Raw genomic sequence first — 15,975 nt, forward strand, 5'->3', positions numbered from 1 at the left:
TATCAATCTTTTTCGCATAATAATATTTCAGAAATTAATTTTTCATTTTAGTAGTAGTCTCTCTTTCTTCATCTTTTAATTATTATATCATATTTGTTAAAAGATTAAATAAAAACTAATCAATCTTTTCAAAAACCTCACAAACCATTGGTGCTTGCGGATAAAATTCCTTATTTCCTTCTTCTTGATATTCTTTAGTAAAATACTCATCATGAATTCGGCGCCAATTTTGATAACTACCATCACCTTCATGATAGGCATGCTCAGCTGAAATTTGCTCATAGGGAATTATTTCAACTACTTTATCTTGAACTACACAAACTGGCCTAGCAGCCTGATCAAGGATGATATTCCAATCCCCAACTTGTGGCAATGGCTCATCTTTTGTGTAAAGTTCATATGCAGAAGTCGTCGCCGTTTTAAGCCCTTGCTTTACTAAATTAGCTAATTTATCACTAGTAGCGCCAAATGACCAGGCCGTAACTGGCGTATTTTGAGGTAATTGATGTTTTTGACAAAAGTCTTGCCAATATTTAATTGTTTCTTCATTCATTAGAGCCACCATTGTGGTGTTAATTCACCCATTGTCATTACTTTTGCTTGCTTATAATCTAGCATTACTTCAACCTTTTGATAATCTTTTTCCATTAATTGAACAATAAATTCACGGCAAGCGCCACAGGGGGCGCCATTTTGCCCATTTGACATAATCGCTAACACTCTAGTAATTCTTGTTTCGCCTTGAGTAAGCATACTCATTAAGGCGTTTCTTTCCGCACATAACCCCAACCCACAGGCAGTATCAACACAAATGCCAGTATAAATTTTACCAGACTCTGATAAAACAGCGGCTGCTACACCACCGACCTCCATGTGATTACCAATTAAGCGAAAGCCTTGGACTTTCTTTGCTGCCGCAAGCATTTCTTGCCATTGCTGGTCCATTTTTTGCTCCTTCCAGCTTCTTTGCTAAATAATAGAGCTATTTGTGGGACTTTTTCTAAGTCAATCACTCTAACCCTTTCAATAAACTTGCCGCCAAAATACTGACAAAACAAAATGAAAGTTTTTATTAAAACGGTCTTGTCTTATTTTTGGTAATTTATTAAATATAATTTATCAAAAAATTAAATAAAAATAAAGCCCCGATTGTTACTTGATAGGTTTCAAATAGCAATGGAGCTTCAAGATAACTTTTAAGCTAATTAATTGATTGACCACCAGTCACACCATAAACTTGTCCCGTGATATAACTAGCCATATTAGAAGCTAAGAAGATATAGACTGGAGCTAATTCATCGGGTTGACCCGCCCGATTCAATGGTTCTTCTTGCCCAAATTTCTCTAAAGCGTCGGTCGGTTGTCCTCCAGCCACTTGAAGTGGTGTCCAAACGGGACCGGGCGAAACACTATTGACCCTGATCCCCTTAGGCGCCAATTCTTGCGCCAAGTTGATTGAAAAGTTAGCAATGGCTGCTTTAGTTGCGGCATAATCAAGTAAAATTGGGGTTGGACTAAATGCCTGCAGCGAGGTCGTCGTCAAGATCACACTACCTGGTTTCATCTTTGGTACACTAGCTTTAACCATTTCATACATTGAAATAATGTTAACTTCAAACGTATCATGAACTTGATCCATTGATAAATCTTCCAAGCTAGCAGAGTTTTGCTGGATTGCTGAATTCATTACCAGTAATTCTAGACTACCAAACTCTTTAATTGCCTGTTCACTCACCCGGGATGCTTCACCACGCTTGCGAAAATCAGCCGGTATCAGCACTGCCTTTTGTCCTTCTTGTTCAATTAATTTTGCAACTTCTTTGGCATCATCAGCTTCTTCTGGTAAATATTGAATAGCAACATCGGCACCTTCTTTAGCAAAACCAATCGCTACTGCTCGACCAATACCTGAATCGCCTCCAGTAATTAAGGCATGGCGACCAGTAAGTAAATTATGTCCCTCATAGTCGCGCATATCACCATTAGGTAACGGATCCATCTTACTTTGAATTCCCGGATATTTTTGTGACTGTTTGGAAAAATCATCATCATGGTAACGAGTTAACGGATTTATTAAGTTGTTGTCCATCATTATAATCTCCTTTCATTAACCTATCTTTAATTTATAGCGCTTACAATAATAAAGCAACAATTATGCTTGAAAGGAAAATTTTTGAAATTTGCATTAACAAAACAATCCTTTCATAATAGTTCATTAACATCTGTTATTTGATACTTTTCTATGAATAGCTCTTAAAAAATTCATCTCTATCTAATACTAGGTGAATTTAATTATTAACTAAAATAGCTTTTAAAAAAGTTGACTTAGAGTTGCTCTAAGGTCATATACTTTTGGTAAGTAACAAAAAGGAGGTTATAAATGAAGTTCTTAATATTAGCAGCAAACGGGCAAATTGCTCAAATTGTTGAACAACGTATTTTAAATCAGCCTGATTTTAACAATATCAAGTTAACCTTAGGTCTACGCCACGCTGATAGCGCACGTGTTCTAGAAGTAGATTTACTAAAACAAGATGAAGTTGATCGAGCAATAAACGGGCAGGATCTGGTTCTTGTTGCAGTTGTTGATCATTCTCAAAACAATACCATTACTAAAAACGTCATTACAGCAATGAAAAATCATCACGTATCAAGAGTTCTCTTTACTAATATTCTTGGTATATACAACGAAGTTAGTGGAGAATTTGGTCGTTGGAATCATGAATATACATTAAGTGGACTGGCAACCGCAATTAATTCAGATCGACTTTTAGCAGATTCTGGCTTGCAATACACGACTTTGCGGTTGCCATGGCTTAATGATCGTAACGAAATTAAATATACGATCACTACCCGTCATCAACCATATGTTGGTGTCTCGGGGTCGCGCCAAAGCATTGCTGATGCAATTTTGAAAATTGTGCTCAAACCCGAACTTTATGTCAATGATAGTATTGGAATTGCTGATCCTGCTACTCAAGGGCAAGAGCAACCAGTATATTAAAAAAAGTAGGAGGTTAAAAATGAAAGTAGGAACATTTATTAAACCAGGTAAAATTGAAGTGCAAGATTACCCAATGCCTAAACTTAAATCTGGAGATGATGCAATTATTCATGTCGTTCGCGCTTCAGTTTGTGGGTCTGACTTATGGTGGTTTAGGGGACTTTCTCACCGTGATCCTAATACGACAACTGGACACGAGGCAATTGGTATTGTTGAAAAAGTTGGTACAAACGTGACTAATATTAAACCAGGTGATTTTGTAATCGCTCCTTTTACCCATGGTTGTGGTCATTGTGCCGCTTGTCTAGCAGGTTTTGATGGAAACTGTTTAAATCAAGGCAATGATACTAACGGTGGCTATCAAGGCGAATATCTTGAATTTCATAATGCTAATTGGGCTTTAGTCAAGATCCCGGGAAAACCACAGAATTACAGTGATGAACAATTAAATGATTTTCTAACATTAGCTGATGTTATGGCAACTGGCTACCATGCCGCAGACAGTGCCGAAGTTAAAAATGGTGATACAGTCGTTGTTATTGGTGACGGTGCGGTTGGTCTATGTGGTGTAATTGCTGCTAAACTATTGGGAGCCAAAAAAATCATCGCTATGAGTCGCCATGAAGATCGGCAAAAATTAGCAACAGAGTTTGGAGCAACCGATATCGTGCCAGAAAGAGGCAAACAAGCAGTTGACCACGTAATGACATTAACTAATGGAATAGGTGCTGATGCTGTACTAGAATGTGTAGGTACTGATCAAGCTGTCGCAACAGCGGTTCAAGTTGGACGTCCCGGTTCAATTGTTGGTCGCGTTGGTGTTCCACAAAGCTCAAGTCTAGATACGCGTAACTTATTCTGGCGCAACATTGGCTTGCGTGGTGGAATTGCGTCCGTTACTTTTGATGATCGCAAAATTTTACTTGATGCTGTTTTAAATGGAAAAATTCATCCCGGAAAAGTCTTCACTAAACGCTTTTCTTTAAACCAGATTCAAGAAGCATATGAGGCAATGGATCAACGAGAAGCAATTAAATCTTTATTAATTATCGATTCAGAATAAAATGAAAGTAGATAAAATGAAAATTTTATTCATTAATGCGAGTCAAAATCAAGCAGGTAACACTAGCCGGATGGGAAAGGCTTTTCTTAAAGACAAAGACTTTGAGCAAATCAATTTAGTTGATTATAAAATTTACCAAATCAATCAACATTATTCCGATGATCAATTTGGAAAAGTATTAGCCAGATTACAAAAAACAGATTGGATTGTCCTTGGTACACCTGCTTATTGGCATGATATGAGTGGTTATCTCAAAACCTTAATTGAACGAATTGGGCAAGATCCAGAACTGGACACTTTAGCAGGAAAAAAACTTTCCGTCTTTATTCAAGGTAGTAATCCTGCAGATACGATTAAACCAGTAACTTCAATTATCAAAAGATTTGCTCAAGTCGCTCACATGGAATATATTAATATTCAACAAAATTTTACTCAGCATTAATAATTTAGCAAAATCATCTAAAAACAAATGGCAAAATTGAATAAATTTTAACGAAGTGAAAGGTTCTCACATGAGAGCCTTTCACTCTTTTGATTCTTAAATAAGAATAATATACTTAAGTTATTGCAAGATAAATCAAGCATATTTAATTCATTTAGTTGATATCCCTGCTATAATGAGGCCGCTAGGAGGTAAAATTATGAACATTAAAAAGTATTTTATTAATTTTCCTTTGAATTTACTTAAGCAACTAAAAATAGTAGGTAATCAGGGGCCAAAAATTTGGCAAAAGTTACCAGATAGCAATTATTCCTGGACTCAATCCGGCTTAGAACAAGTAGAAAAATTATTAGCTGATAGTGCCAAAAATAGCGAACAGGTGCACCAACAATTAGTCCAATTGTCGCACAAAGCAAGCACTGAACTGGTTCCTATTTTTAAAAATCAAGCTTTTTTAAGTTTGCTAGCCGACAAAATGAAGCTTTCACCAAAAGCAGTTAACACAATTAGAAATCTATTAAATCGTTTCGATCAAAAAAATAGTCCATTTCCTGCAACTAAATTATTAGTTATCGTTCTTTTTATCGCTTTTAGTAGTCAAATACCGCTTATTATCAAAAAAACATTTAATCCTAAAAAATCAATTTTATCAATTATGTCTATCTTAGATTATATTCTAACTGCAATTGATCTTGCCAAAAAATTCAAAGCAAGTAATACTAAATAATTGTTACAGCTAACATAAATGATAGGACAAAACTAAAGCATGTCATAAATAACGATAACACGACATGAATTTTTAAATCTTATACAGCATAGAGAAATAAAAAAAGCCTTATTCTTATTTAGAATAAGGCTTTTTTGTTATTACTTGGCATTAAGCAAAGATGTGCTTAAGCGTGTCAAGAATAAGTTGCAAAATTTGTAACCAGTTCATGTTAACGTCCCCCCATTTAGATATTAGCATTAAGCCAAGAAATATAATATAACAAAATTAAAATTTTTGCAATATATAAAAATTATTAATAATAGATAATACTATTAATATATAGTTTAATTATATAGTATATATGGATTGAACAAAACTATAATATCGCATTACCATTAATGTTTATACAGATTATTTTATTTTTCTGTTAAAAAAATAAAATAATCTATTCTAATATACAATTAAAAATTATACTCTATTTATCCAACAATCTAACCCATTTTTTAAACGATTTAACCCATCTTGCACCATGGATAATGGACAGGCCAAATTCATTCGTAAAAATTGGTTCCCATTTCCACGATAAATATTTCCGGGTGCTAGAATTAGCCCTGTTGCTTGACGTAAATAAGCCGCTAATTCTGAAGAATTGCTACTTAACTGTCCAACATTTAACCATAACAAATAAGTTGCCGTCCCCGAGACAACTTTTATGCTAGGAATTTCTCGACTGATAAAATTCTCAGCATAAGTAAAATTTGACCTTAACTCTGCTAATAATGCTTGCCGCCACTCATGACCTTGCTCATAAGCAGCAATTGTTCCGGGAATTGCTAATAAATTTGGTTCAGCTACTTCATCACTATTTATTCCGCGATTAACCTGTGCTCGCAAATTAGCATCAGGTACTATGATTGTAGCAGCATGGAGCGCAGCCACATTAAAAGTTTTACTTGGAGAGACTAACGAAATAACTTGAGCCAGGCTTTCACCATTAACTGCAAAGGCTGGCGTATAATCTTCACCATTTCTAACTAAATCGCCATGAATTTCATCTGATAGTAAGATAACATGATTTTGATAACAAAGATCCGCTAAATGTTGCACTTCTGCCTTAGTCCATACTTTGCCAATAGGATTATGCGGATTACAAAAAATCATCAAGCTAGTCAGTGGCTGGGCTAATTTTGCTGCTAGATCCTGCCAATCAATGTGATATTCATTATCAGCAAACTTTAAATCGCTACTCAAAACATGCCGCCCATTATTTTCAATCGAATTATAAAAAACATTGTAAACTGGCGCTTGTACTAAAACATTGTCACCAATTTGCGATACACGACGCACAATTGCAGAAATAGCTGGCACAACTCCAGTAGTAAAGAGCATCCACTCAGTTTTAGGACGCTGATTGTGTTCTTTTTCATACCAGTCAGCAACAGCCTCAAAATAATTATCTCTTGGCCATTCATAACCAAAGCAACCTAAGGAAATTTTTTCTTTCAGTGCTGCAATAATTTCGGGAGCTGTCTTAAAGTCCATATCAGCAAGCGACATGGGCAACTCCCCAGCTTGAACAGCCCACTTTACTGAATCAGTTTGGCGCCGATCAGGGGCATTAATAAAATCATACTTATTTTCCATCATTTAATCCTCGGGTTTCTGATTTAAATCTGAACAAACAGTTCTTATACCGATCTTATCACATACAACCTGCGTCTTATCTGGAGAGACTTTATTGGGATCAATAATTAATGTACCTATTTCTGGGGCAACAATTTTACCAGAGATAGGATTTTTGACACTATCAATCTTAGTCGTCACTTCAACATCAAGCTTTGATACATATTCAAAAGCTAAGTCTGTATGAAACAAGCTAGTATTTTTCATTTTAAGTTGATTAATGTAATTTAAGCCTTGATTGCTTTCAATTTTACAATTGATAAACTTAATATTTTTACTATTCCAAGCCAAATATTCACCAACAATTGTGGAATCATAGACAGTCACATTTTCACAATTCCAGAAGGCATCTTTTGAAATTAAGGTAGAATGATGTACCTCAACATTTTTTGCGCCATCAAAAGCATAGTTGCCAATAATACTTACCTGGTCAAGATAAATATTCGCACTATCTTTACCAAAATAAGCGCCATTAACCTGACAATTGGTCATTTTGATATCTTGGCAGCTCCACATTGTTTCTTCAGCATTAGCAAAATGAACGTGGTCTAACTTAATGCCGGCTGATCTTCTAAACAACTTAGGAGCCTGAAGGGCTGAATTCGTCATTTTAATATTTTGGGTATACCAGATGCCGCTGCGCGCCATGGTTTCAAACGTAGTATTCTCAACTTCAATATCGGTGTCATACCACAAAGGATATTTCCATTTGAAAATTGAATTTTTAATATTCAGATTATGCGCTTCTTTGAGCGGTGACTCACCTTCTCCAAAAACAATACCTGCCAATTCGGCTTTTTTAAGTCCAAAAAGGATTCGTTCGCCTGTAAAGTAGTGGTTCTTAATACTATTCATTATCCCTCTCCCTATCATAATCTTTGCATATTTTAATTATTAAACAAAAATCATTTAATTTAAAATACCAATTACTTAATACTAAGTATTACTAAAAGTTATCGTCAGGGGGATAGGATATTTAACTTTAAAAAAGCCAAATTCATATAAAATTTTATTTTTTGCTAATTACATCATTCATCATCTGTTGCATTCTCAATTTGCTTTAGGTGAATAACTAAGTAAAGCCGTTCACTGCTATTTAATTTATATTCCATTTCTTGGTAAAAATAATCTTGTAATTTTTTAAGTGTTTCTCTTAATTCGGGAAATTGTTTTAAAAAGGAATCCAATATCTGTCTATTATCCGAGGACGTATTTACTAAATACTTACTATTACTTTGAATTTGCGTAATTAAGAATCTTAAGTGTATTGTCAAGCGTTCCAAAGATGTGGGTTGAGCAGGATAACCTAAATCTGAAATAATAATTTGCAGTACTTTACTTAGGTGTAGCGTAACAAAATTTTCACTTAATTGCTGATTCTCATTAATCGGACTAATTTCATTTTCCACAAAATGAATTGCTATTAAGCCTGCTTCACCAGGTGGTAATATTACATTAAAAGTTGTATTGATTCTTTTAACACTTTCTTGTGCAACATTATATTCTAATGGATAAACATCCCTGACACTAGCAAGTGAAGACACATCATGTTCACTACTCCGCTTTACTGCAAAGTAAATATGGTCTGCTAAACTAATAATCAAAAATTGATTAAATGTTGTATTGAGTTTTTTCTCTGCATATTCAATGATATTTTTAGAAATTGCCAGATATTCTATTGGCACACTCTCAAGTAAATTTGATAGTGAATTAAGCCATTCAGGATCCCTAATATTTTTAATAAAAGTTTGTACATCTTTACTTTTTGCTATTTCATCTCCTGGATGTTTTTTAAATCCTATTCCTTTACCAAAAAGAATTGCTTGTTGATGATTTTGATCACTAACTAAAACAACATTATTGTTAAAGACTTTGATTACTTTCATTTTACTAATTCCTACTCATCATCTGATTCATTATTATCAATATAATTATTCATATAAATCATCTGACTCTTCGCCTCCTTAATTAATTCACTTATTTTTTCATTTGAAAGATAATCGCCAGTATCAAGTACAATTGACAAAGCTATAGCTAGATTTATTCCCGTAATCACATTAACATGTCTCTCATTAATAAGTTGTGTACAATTTTGATTAACACTTCCACCCAATAAATCAGTTAATAAAAAGACTTGATCTTGAGAATTAAAACCATCAATCAGTTTAATAAGTTTATCAATTGGAAATTCATTTTCTTCATTCTCATAGGCACAAATAAAGTGCAAATTCTGAATATTTCCAGCAAAAAACTTAATTGTTTCTACCATCCCTTGTGACATTGTTTTATGCGATATAATTATTATTTGTTTCATATTATGCCTTAAAAATACCTAGTCCTGCTCCAGCCATTGCAATAATGATTACCATTAAAATTAAAGTTGTCATTTTATGACCCTTTTTAAGCATCCAGTATAATAACCCAGTTAACAGTACGGGCATTAATCCTGGCATTAATTGATCTAAGATTTGTTGCCCTGTCAAAGATACGCCTGCTTGACTAAACTTTAGTGCCAATTTGAAATTAACTGTTGCTGGAACTATCGCACCAATTACGGCAATGCCTAATACCGAAACTGCATCAGTTAAAGCAGAAAGCTTATCGCTCATATTAGTCATTAATGATGTGCCTGATTGATAACCAACATTATATAAAAATGAGCGTAAGAAAAAGAATAGTATATAAATTGTTGCATAGATCCACATACCTATACTACTGCCATGTTTTCCCATTGAAGCAGCAATAGCTCCTAATACTGTTGGAAATAATACCCAAATCAATGTGTCCCCAATTCCAGAAAAAGGGCCCATTAAGGCAGCTTTTAAATCTTGGACAGCTTGAAGAGATTTGTTTTTACCCTTTTCCTCAATTGCTAAAGTTGCTCCCGTAATAATTGGAGAAACCCATGGATTACAGTTATAAAACTTAAATTGATTATCAATTGACTCTTGCAAACCATCTGGATCATCTTTATAGATTTTACTTAAAGCAGGGAATAATTCCCAAACAAGCGTAGCTGCAAAGCCACTATCATAGTTATATGTACTAATTGCCAAATAGTGCCTTCTCATCGCACGCCAAAGATCTTTTTTTGTTAAAACTTGATCATTTTTTTCCACTACATTGTCCCTATTCATCTTCCATATCCTCCTCTGTCATTCCATTTGTTGTAGTTACCAAGCTATTACCACTATTTGAATGATTCATAAATGTTGGTATTGCACCAGCTGTTCCGATTAAAGCAACACCTAGAACCGGCATTTTTAAATATGCGGTTAAAGCAAACCCGATTAATAACCAGTAACCATATTTTTTAAGAGGCATGTAAGTTAACAACATTGCCATCCCAACTGCTGGCAACATTCCACCAGCTACATTTAAGCCAACGGTAAACCAGGCTGGCATAAAGTTAAGAATGCTACTAACCACAGTTTTACCAAATAGCACAGCAATAAATACAGGAATAGCTGATTCAAGAGGCATCAACACAGTCATAACAGGGATAAGGTTTCTCATTTTTCTATATTGGCGTTTATTAGCTAAATCATGCGCCTTATTGGTAATAAACGAGTTGATAATCTTTAATAAAACATCTAATTGAATACATATCATTCCTACAGGAATACCTAGAGCCAAGCCAGCTGCCATTCCCTTACCTGCAGTAATTGCTACAGTTGTTGAAATAATAGCTGCAACTGCATAGTCCGGCGTAGAACTACCTCCTAAAGCAGCCACTCCCAGCGACATTAGCTGAATAGTTGCACCAACTATGAGTCCCATTTGAAAGTCGCCTAATAAAGCACCAACTACACAAGACCAAAACATATAATTCATTGAAATGATTTGAGTTGTTTCAAAATCTAATCTTTGGATATAAGCAATAACTGTAATCAAAATTACTTGCCAAATTGTTAGACCCATAATTAAGCACCAGCTTTCTTATTACCTAAAACTTCTGCAACATCAACACTATCATCCTGCGGAACATATTTAGAAATGATTTTACATCCTTTAGCAATAATTTCTTTATATGTATCAACTTGCTTTGATTTTATATATGCTCTATTAGTTACTTTAATTGCATCATCAAAAGTTAAAGTACCACCCAAAATGAGTTCAGAAATTTTTTCTCCCTGTTCAATTAAATTTAAAAATACATCTGGTGTTTGTGATACAATAAAAACTTTCTGTCGATCATATTTATGATTTTTGAAGTTGTCCAATGCTTTTTGTTTAGTAATGATTGATACTGCCATACCTGATGGACGTCCAAGTTTCATAGCTTGCTTTTTTTGTGGGTCATTGGCTACCCCATCATCAACCACCATTACTCTTGTAGCATTTGAATCTGGTGCCCAACTGGTTGCTACTATACCATGTAATAAACGATTATCAATTCTTGCTCCTACAATTGCCATTATTTATTCCTCCAAAAAACAAAAAACCAAAACAATGATTATTGACACAATTTGACGTGTATAAATCATTATTTTGGTTTCGCCAGTTTTTAAACTGTTACGATCCTTTATTTAATTTTCTTTATCTTATCAATCAATTTTTGCTTTTGCAAGTGCTTTCATTTAAATTGGATGATTCTATTATGATTTTTGCTATCTCCAAGCACATATCTTCTGCTTGTGGTTCTGTTCCAAAAAAGTTAAGACTACCATGATCACATCCCATATATTTAATAACTTTTAGATCAGCATTATGTTCAAGTGCCTTTTTAACAAATTCTTCTGTTACTAACGTCAACAAATCATATTGATTAACAATAAATGTAATCGGGGGCAGCTTACCCCAATCTCTTAGATTAAAAAGATTAACTATCTCATCTCTTGGATCAATTTTGTGATGTAAATAATTATTCTCAAATGCAGGTAAAGACTTAAGCATCCTGTTAACTCTATTTTTAGCATATTTTTCATCTTTAGAGCAAACATCGAACTTGCTCCATTTATAATACTTTTCCATGTCATTATCAATAGCTGGGTATAGTTCAACTGCTTTAGCAATAATTGATGTATTGTGTAATCGCACAATGCAAGAATTAATTATGCTTGCCCCCGCACTGTCACCTGCTAAAATTATTTTTTCATTATCTGAACCCAGTTGTTGATGATTGGCTTTTACCCAATTAATGATTCCCATCGCATCATCAATTGCTGCAGGATATGGATTTTCTGGTGCTAAACGATAATGCGGGAAAATTACTGTTGATTTAGCTTGTTCAGCAATAAATTTCATCTGCTCGCCAAATTCTTCAATCTTACCTGTCATAAAGGCTCCACCATGAAAATAGATTAATATAGGGTTAGCATGATTTAAGTTTTCTGCACTATAAATAAATGTATCAATATAATGATCACCATCAATTTCTACTAATTTTTCATCTAGTTTAACTGGACTGGTAGTTAAATCATAGGTAATGTTTTCCGGACGATTGCGATCAAAATTTAGTGAAAAAGGCTTGTCACCAATTCCCTCATCAATTTTTTTCTGTATAATCATCTTAACGTGCGGATCCACAATATTTAATTTTGGATTACCATCTTGTCCTGGAACAGGCTTAACTATTTCTTCCACTCCATTAATAACTTTTCGCATAGTCTTTGTTTGTAATTCCTCAATTAAAGTATGCGAATATTGTCTTTGTTCCATAAAAATCCTCCCTTAGACACAAAAAAACCGAAAAAGCATATAACTTATATACTTCTTCGGTTTCGCCAGTTTTTAAACTGTTACGATCCTATTTAACCTCTATGTTAGCACATTCTTTCATTTTTAGAAAGCGTTTACTGAAATTTATTTTATACTTTACTTATATAAAGGATCGTGTCAATTTTGCATCCTAAACATATCGTTCTAACAGAAGCCTATTACTACATCCTATTATCATTATTTAAACCATTACATGGCTATGGCATTATGAAGAAAATTGCTGAGCTATCTGACGAAAGAGTCATGCTAGCTGCAGGTACATTGTATGGAGCACTAAATAAATTAGAGCAAAATCAATGGATTAAAGCCTTGCCCGTAAACAACATTGATCACAAAAAACAATACGTTATTACTTCCCAAGGGAAAGAAATTGTAATCAATGAACTTAAGAGATTAGAAGAATTGGTAAATAATGGGCACAAAATTATGGAGGATAACTAAATTGGAAAAGAAGAAGTTCCGGCTATTTTTTAGTGACAAACAAGAAGAAACTTGGCTTAATCAAATGGCAGCTGCTGGCTGGCAGTTAACCAAAATTAAGGGGTTACTCTATTATTTTACTAATCAAAAGCCCAAATATATTTATCGCATTGATTTTCTTGATCCTAAAGCTTCTAAAACGAAACAACAAGATTATATTAATTTTATTGAAGAGACCGGTGCCGAAAAAATTGCTCAAATTGGCCAATGGATCTATTTCCGGCGTTCCGCAGTTCAAGGAGACTTTCAACTTTATTCAGATAATGACTCCAAGCTAAGCTATTTAAAACGCATTCGCAGACAAATATTACTCACAACGCTATTTCCATTACCACTAATTCAAATGCTCATGACTGATATTAGTAATGGCAATAGTGGCTGGGCAAGATACTTTGGCTTAGGTTTCTTTGGCTTATTTGAATTATTTTTTCTACTCAAACTAAGTACTTTGTCAATCCGTCTTAAAAAATTAACTACTAGTTGATTCTTTTTAATTCATAACAGTAAATAAAAGCGGCAACCCTCATAATTGTTGCCGCTTGTTTTTTATTAAGATACCTAATTTTTTTGAATACGTTTAAAAAGTACTAGCCATTCATAAATAAAGGTAATGATTGCTATTACATAGTCATACCAATGGAAAGCATTCGCAAAACCAAATACGGAAAGTAGTAAAATCAAAATCAGCAATAAACTATAGCAAATAGGGGTAACATAGATTAGATTATGCTTATTAAGCCAAGAGTCTATTGGTAAAAGTTCAAAAGCTAAAATGAGAAAAATAATCAATAGCGTATCCATTTTTTTATTCCCTTATTCACTAATTTCTTGTACCCAACCTTCCGGTCCTTCTTCATTACCATATTGGATGTCAACCAATTCTTGATACAGCTTGGTTGTAATCGGACCGGTTTCTTTTTCACTATAAATCACATGCTTTTGCCCCTGGTAAGTGATTGACCCAACTGGCGAAATAACAGCTGCTGTACCCATGGCGCCTGCTTCTTTCAATTCAAAAGCCTCTGCTAAAGTAATCTGACGTTCAACTGGATTTAAGCCTTGCTTTTTGGCCAATTCCAGCAGTGATTTTTTAGTAATGGAAATCAAAATCGACGGGGATTTAGGTGTCACAAATTGCCCCTCTGACGTAATGCCAAAGAAATTGGCCCCGCCAAATTCATCAATATATTTATGTTCGCGGGGATCAAGATAAAGACAATCAGCATACCCCTTTTGATGCGCCTCAACTGACGGCAATAAACTACTGGCATAATTGCCAGCAGTCTTAGCTTGACCTGTCCCAGCATAAGCAGCACGATCGTAGTCACTGACAATATAAGCCGCCGGATTTAACCCCTTAATGTATGCGCCAACTGGTACGGCAAAAATACGAAAAGTATATTCATTGGCGGCTTGAACGCCCAAAACATTAGAAGTGCCTACCATGAATGGCCGTAAATATAAGGTGGCGCCACTATCATATGGTGGTACAAATTCTTGGTTAGCCAAAACGACTTGCTTAACTGCAGCCACAAATTGTTCTTCTGGAAATGGTGGCATCGCCAAGCGCTCCGCCGACAAAGTAAAGCGATGGGCATTTTGCTCCGGGCGAAATAAGTTAATCTTACCATCTTTTCTACGATAAGCCTTTAGACCTTCAAAGATTTCTTGGCCGTAATGTAAAATTTCAGCTCCTTCAGACAGGGTCAAAGTTGAAGCTTCGACTAATTTACCTTCCTGCCATTGACCATCTTTGTACTTTGCTACATAGCGATATGGCAAATCGCGATACACAAAACCTAAGTTTTTCCAATCAAGATCTTCTACTCGTTGTTTCATAAAAACCTCCTACTTAACCAATTTGTTTAATCACAATTTAATTATTGACTAATTTATGCTATAAAACTCCTAATGTCAATAGTCAGGAAAGATTATTCTTAAAACAATTTGACTATTTGCTTAGTTAAGCCTCATACTTTATCCACCTATTATTAATTATTTGTATAAGTTCAAAAATTATTGCTACAAAAACAGCAAAAAAAGAAGTCACAAAGCTGAAAGCAAAAAAGAAGCAATCAGTAAGCGCCAGTATCGTAAGTCTCCTATATTAAAATTTAGAAAAGCTAAAGGGTCAAAGCCGGCTGAAACTAGTTTAAATAAGCGCTTTTGGTTACTCCAATCACTATTTAAGTAAACAAACTTCAACATAAACTGTCAACTCTATATTGTTATGTGCAGTTTAATTAAATACAATTGTATAAAAAAATACCTTAGGTTCAAACGAACTTAGGGTATTTTTCTATTTTTACAATATCGCTTTACGTTAGGCAATTAGTTGTACATTTGTAAATTCAATTGATTAATTGATTTTCCCAATCATTAATAAGGAGTAACAACGTTAGCAACTTTGATATATCTATTATGACCAATACGATAATATTTTTTACCTTTAATAGTGTAAACTTCACGATTACTCATAACTGTCTTTTTCTTGGAAAGCAAACTTTTTAGTACACGTTTACCTGTCTTAGTATACTGATATGACGCTCTATTTAAATATAACTTAAGTAGTTCATCATGCTTTTTACTATATGGGAGCACGTTAACTGCTTTAATATATCTATTATGACCAATACAATAATACTTTTTGCCTTTAATAGTGTAAACTTTACCATTACTCATAACGGTCTTTTTCTTGGAAAGTTTGCTTTTTGGTACACGTTTACCTGCTTTAGTATATTGATATGAGGCTCTATTTAAGTATAACTTAAGTCCAATTTTTGGTGTTGGTAGTTCGCCCGGTGTTGGTAATTCACCTGGGGTTGAAGTTCCATTTCCTGCATCTGGGGTTGAAGTTCCGTTACTTGCACCTG

Annotated in this window: 19 protein-coding genes; 6 read left to right on the forward strand and 13 right to left on the reverse strand. The window is 34.3% G+C overall.

Going from position 1 to position 15,975, the window contains the following annotated elements; genetic code table 11:
• Positions 1 to 115: 115 nt before the first annotated feature.
• From BM203_RS03035 to BM203_RS03045, 3 genes are all read right to left on the reverse strand, one after another.
• Positions 116 to 553, reverse strand: coding sequence for an ASCH domain-containing protein (locus BM203_RS03035; RefSeq protein WP_090092649.1), 438 nt, complete (start codon positions 551 to 553; stop codon positions 116 to 118).
• Positions 553 to 945 carry a cytidine deaminase family protein gene (locus tag BM203_RS03040; RefSeq protein ID WP_165777842.1) on the reverse strand — a complete coding sequence of 131 codons (393 nt, stop codon included), beginning with the start codon at positions 943 to 945 and terminating at the stop codon, positions 553 to 555. Before BM203_RS03040 ends, BM203_RS03035 begins: the two co-directional genes overlap by 1 nt.
• A 256-nt stretch (positions 946 to 1,201) precedes the next feature.
• Positions 1,202 to 2,092, reverse strand: a complete 891-nt coding sequence (locus tag BM203_RS03045) for an SDR family oxidoreductase (RefSeq protein ID WP_090092650.1) — start codon at positions 2,090 to 2,092, stop codon at positions 1,202 to 1,204.
• 288 nt (positions 2,093 to 2,380) lie between these two features.
• Here BM203_RS03045 and BM203_RS03050 point away from each other — a divergent pair, with 288 nt between their 5' ends.
• The 4 genes from BM203_RS03050 to BM203_RS03065 all read left to right on the forward strand — a co-directional run bounded on the left by BM203_RS03050 (position 2,381) and on the right by BM203_RS03065 (position 5,236).
• The gene (locus BM203_RS03050; RefSeq protein ID WP_090092651.1) at positions 2,381 to 3,004 is read left to right on the forward strand and encodes an NAD(P)H-binding protein; all 624 of its coding nucleotides are present in this window, start codon (positions 2,381 to 2,383) and stop codon (positions 3,002 to 3,004) included.
• A 19-nt stretch (positions 3,005 to 3,023) separates the two neighbouring features.
• A complete protein-coding gene (locus BM203_RS03055; protein ID WP_090092652.1) occupies positions 3,024 to 4,067 on the forward strand; it encodes a zinc-dependent alcohol dehydrogenase family protein in 1,044 nt (347 codons plus the stop codon).
• Position 4,068: 1 nt separating this feature from the next.
• On the forward strand, positions 4,069 to 4,509 hold the full coding sequence (locus tag BM203_RS03060) for a flavodoxin family protein (protein WP_090092653.1): 441 nt from the start codon (positions 4,069 to 4,071) through the stop codon (positions 4,507 to 4,509).
• Positions 4,510 to 4,708: 199 nt separating this feature from the next.
• Positions 4,709 to 5,236, forward strand: a complete 528-nt coding sequence (locus tag BM203_RS03065) for a hypothetical protein (RefSeq protein WP_090092654.1) — start codon at positions 4,709 to 4,711, stop codon at positions 5,234 to 5,236.
• 450 nt (positions 5,237 to 5,686) lie between these two features.
• Here the strand turns inward: BM203_RS03065 and BM203_RS03070 are convergent, their stop codons facing one another.
• The 8 genes from BM203_RS03070 to BM203_RS03105 all read right to left on the reverse strand — a co-directional run bounded on the left by BM203_RS03070 (position 5,687) and on the right by BM203_RS03105 (position 12,562).
• Entirely contained in the window at positions 5,687 to 6,865 is a 1,179-nt protein-coding gene (locus BM203_RS03070; RefSeq protein ID WP_090092655.1) for a MalY/PatB family protein, read from the reverse strand.
• Positions 6,866 to 7,756 carry a DUF3737 family protein gene (locus BM203_RS03075; protein ID WP_090092656.1) on the reverse strand — a complete coding sequence of 297 codons (891 nt, stop codon included), beginning with the start codon at positions 7,754 to 7,756 and terminating at the stop codon, positions 6,866 to 6,868.
• A gap of 173 nt (positions 7,757 to 7,929) precedes the next feature.
• Entirely contained in the window at positions 7,930 to 8,787 is an 858-nt protein-coding gene (locus BM203_RS03080) for a PRD domain-containing protein (protein ID WP_090092657.1), read from the reverse strand.
• 11 nt (positions 8,788 to 8,798) lie between these two features.
• A complete protein-coding gene (locus tag BM203_RS03085) occupies positions 8,799 to 9,215 on the reverse strand; it encodes a PTS sugar transporter subunit IIA (protein ID WP_090092658.1) in 417 nt (138 codons plus the stop codon).
• Between the two features lies 1 nt (position 9,216).
• On the reverse strand, positions 9,217 to 10,038 hold the full coding sequence (locus tag BM203_RS03090; protein ID WP_090092659.1) for a PTS system mannose/fructose/sorbose family transporter subunit IID: 822 nt from the start codon (positions 10,036 to 10,038) through the stop codon (positions 9,217 to 9,219).
• The gene (locus BM203_RS03095) at positions 10,031 to 10,822 is read right to left on the reverse strand and encodes a PTS mannose/fructose/sorbose/N-acetylgalactosamine transporter subunit IIC (RefSeq protein WP_090092661.1); all 792 of its coding nucleotides are present in this window, start codon (positions 10,820 to 10,822) and stop codon (positions 10,031 to 10,033) included. The genes BM203_RS03090 and BM203_RS03095 overlap by 8 nt, the downstream gene beginning before the upstream one ends.
• 2 nt (positions 10,823 to 10,824) lie before the next feature.
• Positions 10,825 to 11,319 carry a PTS sugar transporter subunit IIB gene (locus BM203_RS03100; RefSeq protein ID WP_090092662.1) on the reverse strand — a complete coding sequence of 165 codons (495 nt, stop codon included), beginning with the start codon at positions 11,317 to 11,319 and terminating at the stop codon, positions 10,825 to 10,827.
• A gap of 133 nt (positions 11,320 to 11,452) precedes the next feature.
• Positions 11,453 to 12,562: an alpha/beta hydrolase fold domain-containing protein gene (locus tag BM203_RS03105; protein ID WP_090092664.1), complete on the reverse strand. Its 1,110-nt coding sequence runs from the start codon at positions 12,560 to 12,562 to the stop codon at positions 11,453 to 11,455.
• Positions 12,563 to 12,745: 183 nt separating this feature from the next.
• Here BM203_RS03105 and BM203_RS03110 point away from each other — a divergent pair, with 183 nt between their 5' ends.
• Together BM203_RS03110 and BM203_RS03115 are read left to right on the forward strand one after the other, a co-directional pair.
• Positions 12,746 to 13,063 carry a PadR family transcriptional regulator gene (locus BM203_RS03110; protein WP_205755854.1) on the forward strand — a complete coding sequence of 106 codons (318 nt, stop codon included), beginning with the start codon at positions 12,746 to 12,748 and terminating at the stop codon, positions 13,061 to 13,063.
• A 1-nt stretch (position 13,064) separates the two neighbouring features.
• Positions 13,065 to 13,586, forward strand: a complete 522-nt coding sequence (locus tag BM203_RS03115) for a DUF2812 domain-containing protein (protein ID WP_159428283.1) — start codon at positions 13,065 to 13,067, stop codon at positions 13,584 to 13,586.
• A gap of 329 nt (positions 13,587 to 13,915) precedes the next feature.
• On the opposite strand, the gene BM203_RS03125 is transcribed toward BM203_RS03115, so the two are convergent.
• Entirely contained in the window at positions 13,916 to 14,941 is a 1,026-nt protein-coding gene (locus tag BM203_RS03125; RefSeq protein ID WP_090092669.1) for a branched-chain amino acid aminotransferase, read from the reverse strand.
• Between the two features lie 540 nt (positions 14,942 to 15,481).
• Positions 15,482 to 15,975, reverse strand: a 494-nt coding sequence (locus BM203_RS03130) for an SLAP domain-containing protein (RefSeq protein ID WP_208856618.1), incomplete at its 5' end; no start/stop codon positions are given.

The organism is Lactobacillus bombicola (genome assembly GCF_900112665.1).
GTDB classification, from domain to species: Bacteria; Bacillota; Bacilli; order Lactobacillales; family Lactobacillaceae; genus Lactobacillus; species Lactobacillus bombicola.

Bases quoted from the DNA above. Each gene is read 5' to 3' on its own strand.
- BM203_RS03035 (WP_090092649.1), bottom strand. From the start codon at position 553: ATGAATGAAGAAACAATTAAATATTGGCAAGACTTTTGTCAAAAACAT.
- BM203_RS03040 (WP_165777842.1), bottom strand. From the start codon at position 945: ATGGACCAGCAATGGCAAGAAATGCTTGCGGCAGCAAAGAAAGTCCAA.
- BM203_RS03045 (WP_090092650.1), bottom strand. From the start codon at position 2,092: ATGATGGACAACAACTTAATAAATCCGTTAACTCGTTACCATGATGAT.
- BM203_RS03050 (WP_090092651.1), top strand. From the start codon at position 2,381: ATGAAGTTCTTAATATTAGCAGCAAACGGGCAAATTGCTCAAATTGTT.
- BM203_RS03055 (WP_090092652.1), top strand. From the start codon at position 3,024: ATGAAAGTAGGAACATTTATTAAACCAGGTAAAATTGAAGTGCAAGAT.
- BM203_RS03060 (WP_090092653.1), top strand. From the start codon at position 4,069: ATGAAAGTAGATAAAATGAAAATTTTATTCATTAATGCGAGTCAAAAT.
- BM203_RS03065 (WP_090092654.1), top strand. From the start codon at position 4,709: ATGAACATTAAAAAGTATTTTATTAATTTTCCTTTGAATTTACTTAAG.
- BM203_RS03070 (WP_090092655.1), bottom strand. From the start codon at position 6,865: ATGATGGAAAATAAGTATGATTTTATTAATGCCCCTGATCGGCGCCAA.
- BM203_RS03075 (WP_090092656.1), bottom strand. From the start codon at position 7,756: ATGAATAGTATTAAGAACCACTACTTTACAGGCGAACGAATCCTTTTT.
- BM203_RS03080 (WP_090092657.1), bottom strand. From the start codon at position 8,787: ATGAAAGTAATCAAAGTCTTTAACAATAATGTTGTTTTAGTTAGTGAT.
- BM203_RS03085 (WP_090092658.1), bottom strand. From the start codon at position 9,215: ATGAAACAAATAATAATTATATCGCATAAAACAATGTCACAAGGGATG.
- BM203_RS03090 (WP_090092659.1), bottom strand. From the start codon at position 10,038: ATGAATAGGGACAATGTAGTGGAAAAAAATGATCAAGTTTTAACAAAA.
- BM203_RS03095 (WP_090092661.1), bottom strand. From the start codon at position 10,822: ATGGGTCTAACAATTTGGCAAGTAATTTTGATTACAGTTATTGCTTAT.
- BM203_RS03100 (WP_090092662.1), bottom strand. From the start codon at position 11,319: ATGGCAATTGTAGGAGCAAGAATTGATAATCGTTTATTACATGGTATA.
- BM203_RS03105 (WP_090092664.1), bottom strand. From the start codon at position 12,562: ATGGAACAAAGACAATATTCGCATACTTTAATTGAGGAATTACAAACA.
- BM203_RS03125 (WP_090092669.1), bottom strand. From the start codon at position 14,941: ATGAAACAACGAGTAGAAGATCTTGATTGGAAAAACTTAGGTTTTGTG.